The 16,289-nt window shown below is 67.5% G+C and carries 16 protein-coding genes; 8 read left to right on the forward strand and 8 right to left on the reverse strand.

Features of this window, described 5'->3' with window-relative positions:
* The first annotated feature begins 20 nt into the window (after positions 1-20).
* From NF616_RS12975 to NF616_RS12985, 3 genes are all read left to right on the forward strand, one after another.
* Positions 21-953, forward strand: coding sequence for a hydrogen peroxide-inducible genes activator (locus NF616_RS12975; RefSeq protein ID WP_252273704.1), 933 nt, complete (start codon positions 21-23; stop codon positions 951-953).
* On the forward strand, positions 950-3,025 hold the full coding sequence (recG, locus tag NF616_RS12980) for an ATP-dependent DNA helicase RecG (protein ID WP_252273705.1): 2,076 nt from the start codon (positions 950-952) through the stop codon (positions 3,023-3,025). The genes NF616_RS12975 and recG overlap by 4 nt, the downstream gene beginning before the upstream one ends.
* Positions 3,026-3,127: 102 nt before the next feature.
* Positions 3,128-4,540 carry an aminoacyl-tRNA deacylase and HDOD domain-containing protein gene (locus NF616_RS12985; protein WP_252273706.1) on the forward strand — a complete coding sequence of 471 codons (1,413 nt, stop codon included), beginning with the start codon at positions 3,128-3,130 and terminating at the stop codon, positions 4,538-4,540.
* Positions 4,541-4,580: 40 nt separating this feature from the next.
* Here the strand turns inward: NF616_RS12985 and NF616_RS12990 are convergent, their stop codons facing one another.
* The 4 genes from NF616_RS12990 to NF616_RS13005 all read right to left on the reverse strand — a co-directional run bounded on the left by NF616_RS12990 (position 4,581) and on the right by NF616_RS13005 (position 6,634).
* The gene (locus NF616_RS12990) at positions 4,581-5,309 is read right to left on the reverse strand and encodes a hypothetical protein (protein ID WP_252273707.1); all 729 of its coding nucleotides are present in this window, start codon (positions 5,307-5,309) and stop codon (positions 4,581-4,583) included.
* A 68-nt stretch (positions 5,310-5,377) separates the two neighbouring features.
* Entirely contained in the window at positions 5,378-5,776 is a 399-nt protein-coding gene (locus NF616_RS12995) for a helicase (RefSeq protein ID WP_252273708.1), read from the reverse strand.
* 136 nt (positions 5,777-5,912) lie between these two features.
* The gene (locus NF616_RS13000; protein WP_021702152.1) at positions 5,913-6,185 is read right to left on the reverse strand and encodes an HU family DNA-binding protein; all 273 of its coding nucleotides are present in this window, start codon (positions 6,183-6,185) and stop codon (positions 5,913-5,915) included.
* 281 nt (positions 6,186-6,466) lie between these two features.
* On the reverse strand, positions 6,467-6,634 hold the full coding sequence (locus NF616_RS13005; protein ID WP_252273709.1) for a rubredoxin: 168 nt from the start codon (positions 6,632-6,634) through the stop codon (positions 6,467-6,469).
* A gap of 223 nt (positions 6,635-6,857) precedes the next feature.
* On the opposite strand from NF616_RS13005, the gene NF616_RS13010 reads away from it, so the two are divergent.
* The 5 genes from NF616_RS13010 (at position 6,858) to NF616_RS13030 (ending at position 11,878) form a co-directional block, all read left to right on the forward strand.
* Positions 6,858-7,403, forward strand: coding sequence for a chorismate--pyruvate lyase family protein (locus NF616_RS13010; protein WP_252273710.1), 546 nt, complete (start codon positions 6,858-6,860; stop codon positions 7,401-7,403).
* 59 nt (positions 7,404-7,462) lie between these two features.
* Positions 7,463-8,356, forward strand: a complete 894-nt coding sequence (gene ubiA / locus NF616_RS13015) for a 4-hydroxybenzoate octaprenyltransferase (protein ID WP_252273711.1) — start codon at positions 7,463-7,465, stop codon at positions 8,354-8,356.
* A gap of 85 nt (positions 8,357-8,441) precedes the next feature.
* A complete protein-coding gene (gene phoB / locus NF616_RS13020; protein WP_061902709.1) occupies positions 8,442-9,131 on the forward strand; it encodes a phosphate regulon transcriptional regulator PhoB in 690 nt (229 codons plus the stop codon).
* A 31-nt stretch (positions 9,132-9,162) separates the two neighbouring features.
* Positions 9,163-10,467, forward strand: a complete 1,305-nt coding sequence (gene phoR, locus NF616_RS13025; protein ID WP_252273712.1) for a phosphate regulon sensor histidine kinase PhoR — start codon at positions 9,163-9,165, stop codon at positions 10,465-10,467.
* 73 nt (positions 10,468-10,540) lie between these two features.
* Complete coding sequence (locus NF616_RS13030; RefSeq protein WP_252273713.1) at positions 10,541-11,878, forward strand: hemolysin family protein; 1,338 nt, start codon at positions 10,541-10,543, stop codon at positions 11,876-11,878.
* A 54-nt stretch (positions 11,879-11,932) separates the two neighbouring features.
* Here the strand turns inward: NF616_RS13030 and NF616_RS13035 are convergent, their stop codons facing one another.
* The 4 genes from NF616_RS13035 to NF616_RS13050 form a co-directional block, all read right to left on the reverse strand.
* Positions 11,933-12,205 (reverse strand): hypothetical protein, encoded by a 273-nt coding sequence (locus NF616_RS13035; protein WP_252273714.1) that lies wholly within the window; start codon positions 12,203-12,205, stop codon positions 11,933-11,935.
* Positions 12,206-12,307: 102 nt separating this feature from the next.
* Positions 12,308-14,122, reverse strand: a complete 1,815-nt coding sequence (locus tag NF616_RS13040) for a sensor domain-containing diguanylate cyclase (protein WP_252273715.1) — start codon at positions 14,120-14,122, stop codon at positions 12,308-12,310.
* A 93-nt stretch (positions 14,123-14,215) separates the two neighbouring features.
* A complete protein-coding gene (locus NF616_RS13045; protein ID WP_252273716.1) occupies positions 14,216-15,112 on the reverse strand; it encodes a peptidoglycan DD-metalloendopeptidase family protein in 897 nt (298 codons plus the stop codon).
* Between the two features lie 240 nt (positions 15,113-15,352).
* The gene (locus NF616_RS13050) at positions 15,353-16,255 is read right to left on the reverse strand and encodes a response regulator (protein WP_252273717.1); all 903 of its coding nucleotides are present in this window, start codon (positions 16,253-16,255) and stop codon (positions 15,353-15,355) included.
* Positions 16,256-16,289: the final 34 nt, after the last annotated feature.

Genomic DNA, 16,289 nt, shown 5'->3' on the forward strand with positions numbered 1-16,289 from the left:
CATCTCAATGGAATTTACCTATGACCCTCACCGAACTGCGCTACATCGTCACGCTCGCCCAGGAACAGCACTTCGGCCGCGCCGCCGAACGCTGCCACGTCAGCCAGCCGACCCTGTCGGTCGGCGTGAAGAAGCTGGAAGACGAGCTCGGCGTGCTGATCTTCGAGCGCAGCAAGAGCGCGGTGCGCCTGACCCCGGTCGGCGAGGGTATCGTCACCCAGGCGCAGAAGGTGCTGGAGCAGGCCCAGGGCATCCGTGAGCTGGCCCAGGCCGGCAAGAATCAGCTGGCCGCACCGCTGAAGATCGGCGCCATCTACACCGTCGGTCCCTACCTGTTCCCCCACCTGATTCCGCAGTTGCACCGGGTCGCCCCGCAGATGCCGCTGTACATCGAAGAGAACTTCACCCACATCCTGCGCGACAAGCTGCGCACCGGCGAGCTGGACGCGATCATCATCGCCCTGCCGTTCCAGGAAGCCGACGTGCTGACCAAGCCGCTGTACGACGAGCCCTTCTTCGCCCTGCTGCCGGCAGGCCATCCCTGGGCCGAGCGCGACACCATCGACAAGGAAATGCTCAACGACAAGAGCCTGCTGCTGCTTGGCGAGGGCCACTGCTTCCGCGACCAGGTGCTCGAAGCCTGCCCGTCGCTGCGCAAGGGCGGCGAAGACGCGGCCAAGCACACCACGGTGGAGTCCAGTTCGCTGGAGACCATCCGCCACATGGTCGCCTCCGGCCTGGGCATCTCTATCCTGCCGTTCTCCGCGGTCGACAGCCACCACTACGCCCCGGGCGTGATCGAGGTGCGCCCGCTCACCGCACCGGCGCCGTTCCGCACCGTGGCCATCGCCTGGCGCGCCAGCTTCCCGCGGCCCAAGGCCATCGAGGTGCTGGCCGACTCGATCCGCCTGTGCTCGGTGGCGCGCCCCCAGGGTGAAGCCATTCCGGCATGACCGAACTGGCGCAGGTCCCGGTCACCGCGCTGAAGGGCGTCGGTGATGCGCTGGCCGAGAAGCTGGGCAAGGTCGGACTGGAGAGCCTGCAGGACGTGCTGTTCCACCTGCCGCTGCGCTACCAGGACCGCACCCGCATCACCCCGATCGGTGCGCTGCGTCCGGGCCAGGACGCGGTGGTCGAGGGCGTGGTGGCCGGCGCCGACGTCGCCATGGGCCGCCGCCGCAGCCTGCTGGTACGCCTGCAGGACGGCACCGGCACCCTGTCCCTGCGCTTCTTCCACTTCAGCCAGGCGCAGAAGGACGGCCTCAAGCGCGGCACCGCCCTGCGCTGCTACGGCGAAGTGCGCCCCGGCGCCACCGGCCTGGAGATCTACCACCCGGAATATCGCGCCCAGAGCGGCGACGAACCGGCGCCGGTGGAACAGACCCTGACGCCCATCTATCCGACCACCGAGGGCCTGACCCAGCAGCGCCTGCGTCAGCTCAGCCAGCAGGCCCTGGCCCGTCTGGGACCCCACAGCCTGCCGGACTGGCTACCGGCCGAACTGGCCCGCGACTATCAGCTGGGCCCGCTGGACCAGGCGATCCGCTACCTGCACCGGCCGCCGCCGGATGCCGACGTGGACGAGTTGGCCGAAGGCCGGCACTGGGCCCAGCACCGCCTGGCCTTCGAGGAATTGTTGACCCACCAGCTGTCGCTGCAGCGCCTGCGCGAGCAGGTGCGCGCCCAGCAGGCGCCGACGCTGCCGCTGGCCAAGCGCTTGCCGCAGTTGTTCCTGCAGAACCTCGGCTTCGCCCCTACCGGCGCGCAGCAGCGGGTCGGCGCGGAGATCGCCTACGACCTGTCCCAGGCCGAGCCCATGCTGCGCCTGGTGCAGGGCGACGTCGGCGCCGGCAAGACCGTAGTCGCGGCCTTGGCCGCCCTGCAGGCGCTGGAGGCCGGCTACCAGGTGGCGCTGATGGCGCCGACCGAGATCCTCGCCGAGCAGCACTTCCTCAACTTCAGCAAATGGCTGCAGCCGCTCGGCATCGAGGTCGCTTGGCTGGCCGGCAAGCTCAAGGGCAAGGCGCGCGCCACGGCGCTGGAGCAGATCGCCGGCGGCGCGCCAATGGTGGTCGGCACCCACGCGCTGTTCCAGGACGAGGTGCGCTTTTCCAAGCTCGCGTTGGTGATCATCGACGAGCAGCACCGCTTCGGCGTGCAGCAGCGCCTGGCGCTGCGCCAGAAGGGCATCGACGGCCGCCTGTGCCCGCATCAGCTGATCATGACCGCCACGCCGATCCCGCGAACCCTGGCGATGAGCGCCTACGCCGACCTCGACACCTCGATCCTCGACGAACTGCCGCCCGGTCGCACCCCGGTGAACACCCTGGTGATCGCCGACAGCCGCCGCATTGAAGTCGTCGAGCGGGTCCGCGCCGCCTGCCGCGAGGGGCGCCAGGCCTATTGGGTATGCACCCTGATCGAGGAATCCGAGGAACTGACCTGCCAGGCCGCCGAGACCAGCTTCGAGGAACTCTCCAGCGCACTGGGCGAGCTGCGCGTGGGCTTGATCCACGGGCGCATGAAGCCGGCCGAAAAGGCCGCGGTGATGGACGCGTTCAAACGCAACGAACTGCAGCTGCTGGTGGCGACCACGGTGATCGAGGTGGGCGTCGACGTGCCCAATGCCAGCCTGATGATCATCGAGAACCCCGAGCGCCTGGGCCTGGCCCAGCTGCACCAGCTGCGCGGCCGGGTCGGCCGCGGCAGCGCCGCCAGCCACTGTGTGCTGCTCTACCATGCGCCTCTGTCGCAGCTCGGGCGCGAGCGCCTGGGCATCATGCGCGAGACCTGCGACGGCTTCGTCATCGCCGAAAAGGACCTGGAGCTGCGCGGCCCCGGCGAGATGCTCGGCACACGCCAGACCGGCCTGCTGCAGTTCAAGGTCGCCGACCTGATGCGCGACGCGGATCTTTTGCCGGACGTGCGCGAGGCGGCGCAAGAGCTACTGGCACGCTGGCCGCAGCACGTCGCGCCGCTGCTGGAGCGCTGGTTGCGGCATGGCCAGCAATACGGTCAAGTGTGACTTGTCGCACGGAATGCCGTTGATCGCCCGTCCGGCGACCGAGCGGACTCGGCGAGGGGGTGGTTATACTGCCCGAGAGCAGTTTTCTACCGGATGTCGCCCATGACCGAAGTCGCCCTCGCCCCCGATTCCGCCCCTCGCCCGCCCGCGGTGATCCTGCAGCTCCTCGAGAAACTCGGCGTTCCCTGCCACATCCGCCACGATCACCCCGCCCACCCGGCCGCTCGCCGCGTGCAGGCCGCACTGCTGGAAGACGCGGTCGGCGCCCTGCTGGTGCTGTTCCCGCAGAACCAGCTGATCGACCTCAACCGCCTGGCCGAGCTGACCGGCCGCCGCCTCACCGCGGTCCGTCCCGAGCGCATGGAGCGCATGCTGGCCAAGCACAGCCTCGGCCTGCTGCCGGCGCTGCCGCCGCTGACCAGCTCGCCCTGCCTGTACGACGAACGCCTGCTGGACGAGCCGAGCGTGCTGGTGGAATCCGGCCAGTCCGGCGTGCTGCTGGAGATCGACAGCGAGCACTACAAGTCGGTGCTCCTGGCCAAGGCCAGTGCCGCGCGCTTCGGCCAGCCGCTGGCCGGCATCCGCCTCAACCTCAACCGCCCGGACGACGACCGCGCCGAGATCACCCAGGCGGTGCAGGCCTTCACCGCCCGACGCATCCAGCAGCGCCTCGAGGAGACCATCGAGATTCCGCCGCTGCCGGAAACCGCGCAGAAGATCATCAAGCTGCGCGTCGACCCGGACGCCACCGTCGACGACATCACCGGCGTGGTCGAGACCGACCCGGCGCTGGCCGCCCAGGTGGTCAGCTGGGCCGCCTCGCCCTACTACGCCGCGCCGGGCAAGATCCGCTCCGTGGAAGACGCCATCGTCCGCGTGCTGGGCTTCGACCTGGTGATCAACCTGGCCCTCGGCCTGGCCCTCGGCAAGACGCTGAGCCTGCCCAAGGACCAGCCGCAGCAGGCCACGCCGTACTGGCAACAGGCGATCTACACCGCCGCCATCATCGAGGGGCTGACCCGCGCCATGCCGCGGGCCCAGCGCCCCGAGGCGGGTCTGACCTACCTCGCCGGGCTGCTGCACAACTTCGGCTACCTGGTGCTGGCCCACGTGTTCCCGCCGCACTTCTCACTGATCTGCCGGCACCTGGAAGTCAATCCACATCTGCCGGCCGGCTATGTCGAGCAGCACCTGCTGGGCATCACCCGCGAACAGATCGGCGCCTGGCTGATGCGCTTCTGGGACATGCCGGAAGAACTGGCCACCGCCCTGCGCTTCCAGCATGACCCGGACTACGACGGCGCCCACGCCGCCTACCCCAACCTGGTGTGCCTGGCGGTCAACCTGCTGCGCAGCCGCGGCATCGGCAGCGGCCCCCAGCACGAACTGCCGGACGCCCTGTTCGAGCGCCTGGGCATCAGCCGCGAGAAGGCCGAGGACGCGCTGAACAAGGTGCTGCAGGCGGAAGTGGCGCTGCGCGAGCTGGCCTCGCAATTCAATCACTCGCCGCATTGATCGAACTGCGCATGAAAAAGGGGCCCTCGGGCCCCTTTTCTCATTTCAGCGTGGCGCGTCGCGCGGCGAAGACCTGTGGCAGCGCCGCCACGCTGGCCTCCAGCACCGCACGCAGCGGCGCCTGCTCGTAGAGCGCCGCATAGTCGCCGAGCCGGTCGCTGGGCGTCTGGCGGTAGGCGTAGAGCATGAAGGCCTCGATGCCCTTGGCGCTGGACTCGCGCAGCGGCGCGCGCTGGGCGGCGGTCTGTTCGGCCAACGCCTGCTCGTCGAGGTCGCCGCCACGGGCACGCAACGCCAGCAGGGCCTGGGTCTTGCCCACTTCGTAGCGCAGCAGGGTGGCCAGCTCGGTGGTGTGGGCGGCCTTGTCCAGGCGCCGCACCAACTCCACGCGCTTGCCCAGCGGCGGGCGCTCCTGCAACTGCTGGCGATAGGTGGCCAGGCCGCCGTCGTCGCCAACCGCACGCTCGGCGGCGGTGAAGTGCTGGGCCAGCGGGCTCTCCAGCAACGCCAGGGCCTGCCGCGACTGCTCCGGCTTGAGCCTGGATGCCACGTGCTTGGCCAGGTCGGCGCACAGCGGGCCGGCCGCAAAGGCCTGGCCCAGGGCCTTCTGCTGCTCGGCATTCATGCCACGCTGCAGCAACGGAGCGGTCTGCTCGCAGAGCAGCTTGACGCCGGCCAGGTCGAGCACCCGCTCGAGGGTGGCATCGGCCGCACGCACGGGAGCCGACAGCACGAGCAGGGCGGCGGTGAAGAGGGGAGCGAGACGCATGGGACGGTTCCGTGGAAAAGGCTCAGCCTAGCCAAGGGGCCGGCGGCGGACCAGAGCGGGAAAGCGGCTCAGGCCGCTTTCTTGATCTCGGTCTTCTTTTTCTTCTTCGGCACCACGTGCTTGAGCAGGCCCTGGAACCAGATGACCAGCGCCGGGTTGCCCTGGATCTGGATGTCCTTGTTCTGGATGCCCTGCATGAAGGCCAGCTGCTTGTTCTTGGCGTTCATGGTGGCGAAGCCGTAGGCCGCGTCCTTGAAGCCAATGGCGAAGGCCGGTTCACGTGCCGCGCCAGCGTGGCTGGTGACGCGCTTGTCTTGGATGCGGTAGTGGCGGGCGACCTTGCCGTCGAGGGTGTGCAGCTGGAACACCAGCGCCTTGCCCTCCAGTTGCTGCTGGAACTCGGCATTGGTACGACTGGCCTTGGCCATCAGGCGGCCCAGCATCCAGAGGAGAAAGCGGAATTTCATGGCGCGCGGCCTCGAGGTGGTGAAATCGGCGGCGCATTGTAGCGGATGGCGCGGGGCACTACATCCCGTCTGGCGGGCGGCCTGCGCACTGGAAAGGGGGAGGCCCGGAGCCCCTAGACTCCGGGCCGGGACTTGCTCAGTTGACGGCGTCGCGCAGGGACTTGCCCGGTTTGAACGCCACGGTGTTGCTGGCCTTGATCTTGACCGGGGCGCCGGTCTGCGGGTTCTTGCCGGTACGGGCACCGCGGTGGCGCTGCAGGAAGGTGCCGAAGCCGACCAGAGTGACGCTGTCCTTGCGGTTCAGCGCGCTGGTGATTTCTTCGAGCACGGCGTTGAGTACGCGGTTGGCCTGGTCTTTGGTCAGATCAGCCTTTTCGGCAATTGCCGCGGCGAGTTCAGGTTTGCGCATAGATGCCTCTTTGACGGTTTGTTGTTGTTGTGTCCGTGCTGTCCGTCCAGAACAGCGCCAAAGGCGCCGCAACGGCTCTGCGCTGCGGCAGACTCGGGGAGAATGGCACGCCATCCCGCACCGCGCCAGTAGCCCCGAGCCGTTTGCCGGGCGGATAACAGGACGATCACGACAGAACAGCCGCCGTTTCGGCCAGAAGCTGATCGATGCTCCGATTGTGCCCCGCCGAAAACGCCGACGGCGACCCAAGGGCCGCCGTCGCGTGAATCGAGTTCGGTGAATCAGCCGATCTCGATCATCTCGAAGTCGGCCTTGCCGACGCCGCAGTCGGGGCACAGCCAATCGGCCGGGACGTCCTCCCAGCGGGTGCCGGGGGCGATACCGTCGTCGGGCCAGCCCAGGCTCTCGTCGTAGACCAGTCCGCAGACCACACATTGCCACTTCTTCATGCTCTACCTCATCGCGGGCGGAGGTTGCCCTGGTTAAAAAATCGCTGGGAGCGATCTTTAACGTCGCCTTGGGCGACGGCCCTGTAAGGGTGGCCGCCGGGGATGACGGGCCATCAAAAATCAGCAGGCTTTGTACTGATATGGACGCCCCAGTGCAAGTGTCCGTCGCACACCCTTCGTCGTGCTAAGCTCGCCGCCGTCTCAGGTCGCCGAAGCCGTTGTCGTGCCTCCCTCCCTCGCCCATCCACCGCGCTGGCTCAGCGCCGCCCAACTGCATCCGGTACCCACGCCGCTGCTGCGTAACTGGTTGTTCGACCAGGGCTCGCTGACTCGCCGCCTCACCACCCTCAGTGCCGACCGCTTCGCCGTGCAGCCACTGCAGCAGGGCTGGCAGGTGCTGCGCGCCGATGAATGCGCGGCGCTGCGGGTGCCGGCCGGCAGCATGGGCTGGGTGCGCGAGGTGTTCCTGCTCGGCATCGGCCAGCCCTGGGTGTTCGCCCGCAGCGTGGCCGCGCGCCAGGCGTTGGAAGGCTCCGGCTTCGAACTGGGCAAGCTGGGCAGCCGCTCCCTCGGCGAGCTGCTGTTCAGTGACCGCGCCTTCACCCGCGGCGAGCTGCATGCCTGCCGCTATCCGGCCGCTTGGCTACCGCCACAGGTGCGCGCCGAACAGCTCTGGGGGCGTCGCTCGTGCTTCCGCCGCGACGGTCTTGGCGTACTGGTGGCCGAGGTGTTCCTCCCGGCGTTCTGGGATCACGCGGCCGAGAACTAGCGCCGCCTGCATTTCACGCATGCTCTTATAATCGGCGCACCCGGACCGGAGACCCGCCGATGTACCAATCTTTCCTGCTCGCCCTCAATCGCCTACACCCGCGCACCTGGGACTTCGTCCAGCTGATGCGCCTGGAGAAGCCCATCGGCATCTACCTGCTGCTGTGGCCGACGCTGTGGGCGCTGTGGGTGGCCAGCAAGGGTCTGCCGGATATGGGCCTGCTGCTGATCTTCGTGTTCGGCACCCTGTTCATGCGCGCCGCCGGCTGCGTGATCAACGACTACGCCGACCGCCACTTCGACGGCCATGTGGCGCGCACACGGGCGCGGCCGATGGCCGATGGCAGGGTGACCGAGCGCGAGGCGCTGGCGCTGTTCGCCGTGCTGGTGGGGATGAGCTTCGTGCTGGTGCTGTTCACCAACCTGACCACCATCCTGCTGTCGTTCGGCGGCCTGGCCCTGGCCGCCTGCTACCCCTTCATGAAGCGCTACACCTATTACCCGCAGGTGGTATTGGGCGCAGCCTTCTCCTGGGGCATGCCGATGGCCTTCAGCGCGGTGACCGGCGAGCTGCCGCCGCCCGAGGCCTGGCTGCTGTACATCGCCAACCTGCTGTGGACGGTGGCCTACGACACCTACTACGCGATGACCGACCGCGAGGACGACCTGCAGATCGGCGTGAAGTCCACCGCCATTCTGTTCGGCGGGGCCGACCGCATCATCATCCTCGCCCTGCAGGGCCTCGCCCTGCTGTGCCTGGCCATGGCCGGCGCGCGCTTCAGCCTGGGTATCTGGTTCCTGCTCGGCCTGCTCGGCGCCGCCGCCTGCTTCGCCTGGGAATTCTGGTACACCCGCGACCGCGACCCGCAGAAATGCTTCGCCGCCTTCCTGCACAACCACTGGGCCGGGCTGGCGATCCTGCTGGGCATCGTTGTCGACTTCGCGCTGCGTTGAAAGGTGGCTGCCGCAGGGCTGTCACATCGCTGCAATAATTCCGTTATCTAATGCGGCGCAGACAGAACGACCCGAGGCTCGACCCATGGTTGGCAAGAACATCCTGATCGTTGACGACGAAGCTCCCATCCGCGAGATGATCGCAGTGGCCCTGGAGATGGCCGGCTACGATTGCCTGGAGGCGGAAAACACCCAGCAGGCCCACGCCCTGATCGTCGACCGCAAGCCGGACCTGATCCTGTTGGATTGGATGCTGCCGGGCACCAGCGGCATCGAGCTGGCACGCCGCCTCAAGCGCGACGAGCTGACCGACGACATCCCGATCATCATGCTCACCGCCAAGGGCGAAGAGGACAACAAGATCCAGGGCCTGGAAGTCGGCGCCGACGACTACATCACCAAGCCCTTCTCGCCGCGCGAGCTGGTAGCCCGCCTCAAGGCCGTGCTGCGCCGCACCGCGCCGAGCGACGGCGAGGCGCCGATCGAGGTCGGCGGCCTGCTGCTCGACCCGATCAGCCACCGCGTGACCATCGACGGCAAGCCGGCCGAAATGGGCCCCACCGAATACCGCCTGCTGCAGTTCTTCATGACCCACCAGGAGCGTGCCTACACCCGCGGCCAGCTGCTCGATCAGGTCTGGGGCGGCAACGTGTATGTCGAGGAGCGCACTGTGGACGTGCACATCCGCCGCCTGCGCAAGGCCCTCGGCGAAGCTTACGAGAACCTGGTGCAGACGGTGCGCGGCACCGGATATCGTTTCTCCACCAAGAGCTGATCCCGCTCCGCTCAGACTAAGGAAGCGCTAGGTGAACCAAGATTGGCGCGGCGCCCTGGCACGCCGCCTGCTGTTACTGTTGGCAGGCTGCGGCCTGGTCGGCCTGATCACCGGCGAGTACGGCTGGGCCTTGGCCATCGGCCTCGGCGGCTATCTGCTGTGGCACCTCAAGCAGTTGTTGCGCCTGCACAGATGGCTGCGCGACCGCAAACCGGATGATGCGCCGCCCGAGGGCTACGGCCTGTGGGGCGAGGTGTTCGACAACATCTACCACCTGCAGCGCCGCGACCAGCGCGTGCGCGGCCGTCTGCAGGCGGTGATCGACCGGGTCCAGGAATCCACCGCTGCCCTGCGCGACGCGGTGATCATGCTCGACGCCGAGGGCAACCTGGAGTGGTGGAACCGCGCCGCTGAGGAGCTGCTGGGCCTGAAGACCCCGCAGGACAGCGGCCAGTCGATCACCAACCTGGTGCGCCATCCGCGCTTCAAGGAGTATTTCGACGCCGGCCAGTATCAGGAAGTCCTCGAACTGCCCTCCCCGGTCAATGATCGCCAGCGTCTGCAGTTCCAGATCACCCAATACGGCAATCGCGAACACCTGATGCTGGTGCGCGACGTCACCCGCCTCCACCAGCTGGAGCAGATGCGCAAGGACTTCGTCGCCAACGTCTCCCACGAGCTGCGCACGCCGCTGACGGTGATCGCCGGTTATCTCGAGACCCTACTGGACAACGTCGAAGACGTGAACCCACGCTGGCTGCGCGCCCTGCAGCAGATGCAGCAGCAGGGCGCGCGCATGCAGAACCTGCTCAACGACCTGCTGCTGCTGGCGAAGCTGGAAGCCACCGACTATCCCTCCGACAACCACCCGGTGGCCGTGGACCTGCTGTTGCTGTCGATCCGCAACGACGCCCAGGCCCTGTCCTCGGGGCGCAATCACCGCATCACACTGGAGGCAGACCACCAGGTGCGCCTCAAGGGCAGCGAGGCGGAGCTGCGCAGCGCTTTTTCCAACCTGGTGTTCAACGCGGTGAAGTACACCCCGGACGACGGCGAGATCCGCATCCGCTGGTGGGCCGACGAACAGGGCGGGCATTTCAGCGTGGCCGACAGCGGCATCGGCATCGAGGCCAAGCACCTGCCGCGCCTGACCGAGCGCTTCTACCGGGTCGACTCCAGCCGCGCCTCCAACACCGGCGGCACCGGCCTGGGCCTGGCCATCGTCAAGCACGTGCTGCTGCGCCATCGGGCACGGCTGGACATCGTCAGCGTGCTCGGCAAGGGCAGCACCTTCACCTGCCACTTCCCGCCGCAGCAGCTGAGCCGCCGCGACTGATCGGCCGGCGCCGGCTTGCAATCGCCGGCGCCAGCCGCCACCCTGTAGCGACCCTTCGCCACCACCGATCCCCATGGACCCTTCCAGTCTCAGCACTTCCGATCTGCTCGCCGATCTCGGCCTCGTCCTGTTCGCCCTGTTTCTGGTTCTGCTCAACGGCTTCTTCGTGGCGGCCGAATTCGCCATGGTCAAGCTGCGCTCCACCAAGGTGGAGGCCATCGCCGAAGAGCACGGCTGGCGCGGTCACATCCTGCGCACCGTGCACAACCAGCTGGACGCCTATCTCTCTGCCTGCCAGCTCGGCATCACCCTGGCCTCCCTCGGCCTCGGCTGGGTCGGCGAGCCGGCCTTCGCCGAACTGCTCACGCCGGTGCTCGCTGCGGTCGGCATCGAGTCGGAGAAGCTGATCCACGGCATCGCCTTCTTCTTCGCGTTCTTCATCATTTCCTACCTGCACATCGTCATCGGCGAGCTGGCGCCCAAGTCCTGGGCGATCCGCAAGCCGGAGCTGCTGTCGCTGTGGACCGCCGCGCCGCTGTACGGCTTCTACTGGCTGATGTACCCCGCCATCTACCTGCTCAACGCCAGCGCCAACGCCATTCTGCGTATCGCCGGCCAGGGCGAGCCGGGGCCGCACCACGAGCACCACTACAGCCGCGACGAGCTGAAGCTGATCCTCCACTCCAGCCGCGCCCGTGACCCCAGCGACCAGGACATGCGCGTGCTGGCCTCGGCCGTGGAAATGGGCGAGCTGGAGGTGGTGGATTGGGCCAACTCGCGCGAGGACCTGATCCACGTCGAGGTCGGCGCCAAGCTGGACGAGCTGTTCAACCTGTTCCGCCGGCACAAGTTCAGCCGCTACCCGGTGTACGACGAGGTCGCCGGCAGCTTCGTCGGCGTGCTGCACATCAAGGACCTGCTGCTGCAGCTGAGCCTGCTGGAAATGCTGCCGTCCAAGTTCAACATCGCCGAGCTGATGCGCCCGATCGAGCGCGTCAGCAAGCACATGCCGCTGTCCTCGCTGCTGGAGCAGTTTCGCCAGGGCGGCGCGCATTTCGCGCTGGTCGAAGAGGCCGACGGCAAGGTGGTCGGCTTCCTGACCATGGAAGACGTGCTGGAAGTGCTGGTCGGCGATATCCAGGACGAACACCACAAGGCCGAGCGCGGCGTGCTGGCCTACCAGCCGGGTCGCCTGCTGGTACGCGGCGACACCCCGCTGTTCAAGGTCGAGCGACTGCTGGGCGTCGACCTCGATCATATCGAGGCGGAGACCCTTGCCGGACTGATTTACGAGAGCCTCAACCGGGTGCCGGAGGAGGACGAGGTGCTGGAGACCGAAGGCCTGCGCATCGTGGTGAAGAAAATGAAAGGCCCGAAGATCGTCCTGGCCAAGGTCCTCAAGCTGGACTGACCCTCTCCGCTCCACCAGACGCCGCAGCCCTCTGCGGCGTCTTGCCGTGTGGGCCTAGGCCGCCTTCGCCTGGGCCTCGCCGGTCAGGCTCACGCCCTGGTCCAGATGCCGATCCACCAGCCACTTGCCGTGCGCCAGCGAGGCGCGCTGGGCGCTTTCCAGATCGGCGAGAAAGGCGAACCGCAACGGCAGTGGAATGCGCTTGGTGGCGCTGCCGTCGGGCGAAGTAATAGTGCAGCCCGCCGCCCAGGGCGTGGGAATGCCGGGATGCTCGATGATGGCCACGCCGATGGCGTGGTCGCGGTAGGTGCAGTGCAGGTTGTTCATACCAAGACCCTCCAGCTGAACCGCCGGGCCACTGCCCGGACGTGACAGCCTCACCATAGAACGCCGCAGCCGGCCCCGGACCGCGGACCGACGAAGGGCGCCTCAGCGCGCCACGCAGACCCGGTTGCGCCCGCCCTGCTTGGCCTCGTAGAGGGCCTGATCGGCGGCGCCCAGCGCGCCGCGTCCATCGCCACGACCATGGGCCAGCCCCAGGCTGACGGTCAGCGGTACCGTCTCGCCCTCGTGCACCAGGGCCAGTGCCGCGACTTCGACGCGGATGCGCTCGGCGATGCGTTCGGCGGCCTCCGGCGTGCAGCCGCGCAACAGCACGATGAACTCCTCGCCACCATAACGGGCGGCCAGATCGCCGCTGCGCCGTACCTGCTGGCGCAGTACCTCGGCCACGGCGGCGATACAGCGGTCGCCGAACGGGTGGCCGAAGCGATCGTTGATCTGTTTGAAGTGATCGATGTCGAGCATCAACACCGCCAGCTCGCGACCAGCCAGCAGCCGCAGCTGTTCATCGACCTGGCGCCGATTGGCCAGCTGGGTCAGCGCATCGGTGTAACTGAGTCGGGTCAGCTCATCGTTCGCCCGCTCCAGATCGAGGCGGGCCTGTTCCAGCTCGTGGGTGCGCTCGCGCACCCGCCGGTCCAGTTCCTCGTTGAGCCCGCGCTGCACGTCGAGCATCTGCTGCTGCGCCGCCAGGCCAATTTCGCGCTCTTCCAGCAATGCGGCCTGGGCCTGGATGCGCGCTGCCCGCTCCCGGTTGATGCGGTCGGCCAGGGCAATGGAAAGCAGGATGAATTCGGAGAAGAAGCCAAGGGTCTGGCTGCGCAGGGTGAACTGATTGAGCGGCAGGGCGCCGTACAGCGCCGCGATGTGCACCGCGGTGCAAATCACCAGCAGCGACCAGGCCAGGCCGAACAGCAGCGCCGAACGGTTGCCGCGGCGCCACAGGCTGACCGCCGTGGCCAGCGCCAGCAGGCAGCTGAGTATCGCCGCCACCGGTGTGCCCAGGGCGACCAGCCACTGCGGGCGCAGGAACAGCAGGATCATCGCCAGTGACCAATAGCCCAGCAGCAGGTTGTTGGCCCAGAGCACCCACCCGCCATAACGCGGTATGCGCAGGAATACCCGCACGAAGCAGGTCGCGGCGAAGAAGCTCCACAAGGCCGAGAACGCATAGATCAGCCCCGCCGGGCGCCCCAACTCCGGCCACAGGAACAGCACGCCGAAACCGCTCAGGCTCAGCTCATACACCACCACGCCGAGCAGGTAGAGGCTGTACCACAGATAGCTGAGGTGCCGGGTGAACAGGAACAGGCTGAAGTTGTAGAGCAACACCGCCAGCATGGCGCCGAAGAACAGACCCAGCACCAGACGCTGGTCCATCTCCTGGGCTCTGTAGACGTCCTCGGTGATCAACTGGATCGGTGCGACGATACCTTCGCGACTGTGCAGGCGCAGGTAGACCCAGCGTTCCTCACCGGACGCCACCGCCAGCGGGAACAGCGGTTGCCGGCCGGGCTCGGGCCAGGCGCTCAGCGGCAAGTGATCGCCCGCCTGCAACAGCGGTCCCCAGCGACCGGAGGCCGGGTCGAGCAACCGCAGCTCGACCCGATCGAGAATCGGCCACTCCACCAGCAGGCGCCAGTCATCACGGGCAGAGGCGTTGCGCAGCGGCAAACGCACCCATACCGGCGCGTCCTGGTAGCCCAGGCTCAGCGAGTCGCCACCCAGGCCTCGCCAGCCCTCGGCGCGGGCGGCCTCGGCGAAATCGAGCTCGGTGCCGGGCAACAGGTACTCCAGCCACGGCGCCGGACGCACCACGGGATGCTCGTCGGTCAGTTGCAGCGGGGCGGCAGCGCAGCTAAGCGCGCCCAGCAGGCAGAGCAGAAAGATCGGCAGACGCACGGGTAAATGGATTCCTTGACGCGGCACCACTCAAAGGACGGCAGGTGCCTGTCCCTCAAGCATCGTCATGAATCGGACATCGCGCCAGTGCGACTATTCGCCGCCAATGGCGAAGTTGGGCAGGCTGTCAACCGGCTGGGCGAAGTTGAACGGGATGGACTCCAGCGCCAGGCCTACGTTGCGCTGCACCACGAAGTGCAGGTGCGGGCCGGTGCTGTTGCCGGTGTTGCCGGAGCGGGCAATGCGGGTGCCGGCCTCGATCCGCTGGCCCTCGCGCACCATCACCGAGTTGCGCATCAGGTGCAGGTACACACCCATGGTGCCGTCGTCATGGAGGATGCGCACGAAGTTGCCCGAAGGGTTGTTGCCGCGCCCGCTCTGGTGGTTTTCGGTCTTCACCACCACGCCACCGCGCGAGGCGACGATGGGCGTACCCTCGGGCATGGCGATGTCCATGGCGTAGCGCCCCTTGGGCGTGAAATGGCTGTACTTGCCGTTGGCGCCCTGGGTCAGCTTGAACGGGCCGCCGAGCCACGGCAGCGGGTAGCGGAACAGCAGCGGCTGCAGGCGCGGATCGCCCATGGCGTAGCGCAGCTTGGGCTTGTAGCCCATCGGCTTGCCCGGATCGAGGGGCGCCAGGGTGGTCAGGCGGATCTGGCTGCGCGGCGGCAGCACCCAGCGAATCGGGCCATCCGGCGCGCCGGCCACATTCACCTGCTTCTCCAGGCGCAGCTCGACCTCCACCGGGGCGTACAGGTCGTTGCGCAGCACCAGGGTCTCGCCGGCCTCGTGCTTCTTGGTCTCCAGCTTCACCAGGTTGTCGAGCTTCTCCACCATGCGGTCGCGGAACACGAACACTTGGGCACCGGGCACGGCCTTGTCGCTATAGGTCACCGTGCCGTGCTTGTCGACATACTTGTAGATGGTCAGCGCGCTGGCCTGGCCGGCGGCCAGCAGCAATGCGCAGAGAATGATTGAGCGCCCTAGCATGACTTCACGGATTTATGGGTTATTGGGGTATCCGGACCTGGAAGACTAGCAGCGCCGAAACGCTGTCGCGAGTACCGCCGGCGCGGCTTGTGCGGCAATCGGCAGGGTATGTCGGGGAAACGGGGCGATGGCCGACGAAAGGCGTTGGTTGCCTGTTCCGAACCATCGCGCTCACCGCAGCCTGGGGTGCGCCATGTCGGAAGCGGCGTACCTGGCTCGGCGCATATGGCGCAACCGACCTCAGGCGCCGGGGACGAAGTGCTTCTGTGCGGTTCCGCGGGCGATCAGGCGCGACAGGTAGTCGAGCTTCTGCGGGTCCTTGTCGACGAACTTGAAGGTCAGCTGCAGCCATTCGCTGTCCGGCTTCGGCTCCAGCGCCGCCACCGCATGCAGGTAGCCGTTGAGGCGCGCGGTCTCGGCCGCCTCGCCCTGCTCCAGATCGAGCACGGCGCTCTCCAGCACCTGCGGCAGCAGCTCGGCGCGTTTGACCACCAGCAGCGCCTCCTTGAGGCTCAGCGCCTTGATTACGCAGGCCATACTGCCGGCCGGCAGGCGCAACTGGCCCTGGCCACGTCCGCCGGTGGTGGCCGAGGGTTTGGCCGCCGGCGTCGGTGCCGCGGCGGGTGCGGCCGCTGCCTTGGGCGCGGCGGCCGGCTTGACCACCTCGGCCTTGCCGCCGGTGAGGGCGCTTAGCGAATCGTTGGCGAAGGCGCCGGTGCTGAGCATCTTCGGCGGTGCCGAGGCGGCCAGCGCCTGCAGCTTACCGGCACGGTGCAGGGCCTTCTTGACCTTGGTCACCAGCTGATCGTTGGAAAAGGGTTTGCCGATGTAGTCGGAGACGCCGGCCTGGATGGCCTGGACCACGTTCTCCTTGTCGCCGCGGCTGGTGACCATGATGAACGGCGTGGTCTTCAGGGTGTCCTGCTCGCGGCACCAGGTGAGCAGCTCGAGGCCGGACATTTCCGGCATCTCCCAGTCGCAGAGGATCAGGTCGGCCGGCTGGCGGGCGAGCATCTGCTGGGCCTTGCGCCCATTCACCGCCTCGTCGATCTGGATGCCGGGGAAGTGGTCGCGCAGGCCCTTCTTCACCAGATCACGGATAAAGGTGGCGTCGTCCACCACCAGCACACTGACTTTGCTCATCGACCACTCCCGACAACGATGTCGACAAGCATAG

This window comes from Pseudomonas subflava (genome assembly GCF_023823685.1).
Taxonomy (GTDB): Bacteria; Pseudomonadota; Gammaproteobacteria; order Pseudomonadales; family Pseudomonadaceae; genus Aquipseudomonas; species Aquipseudomonas subflava.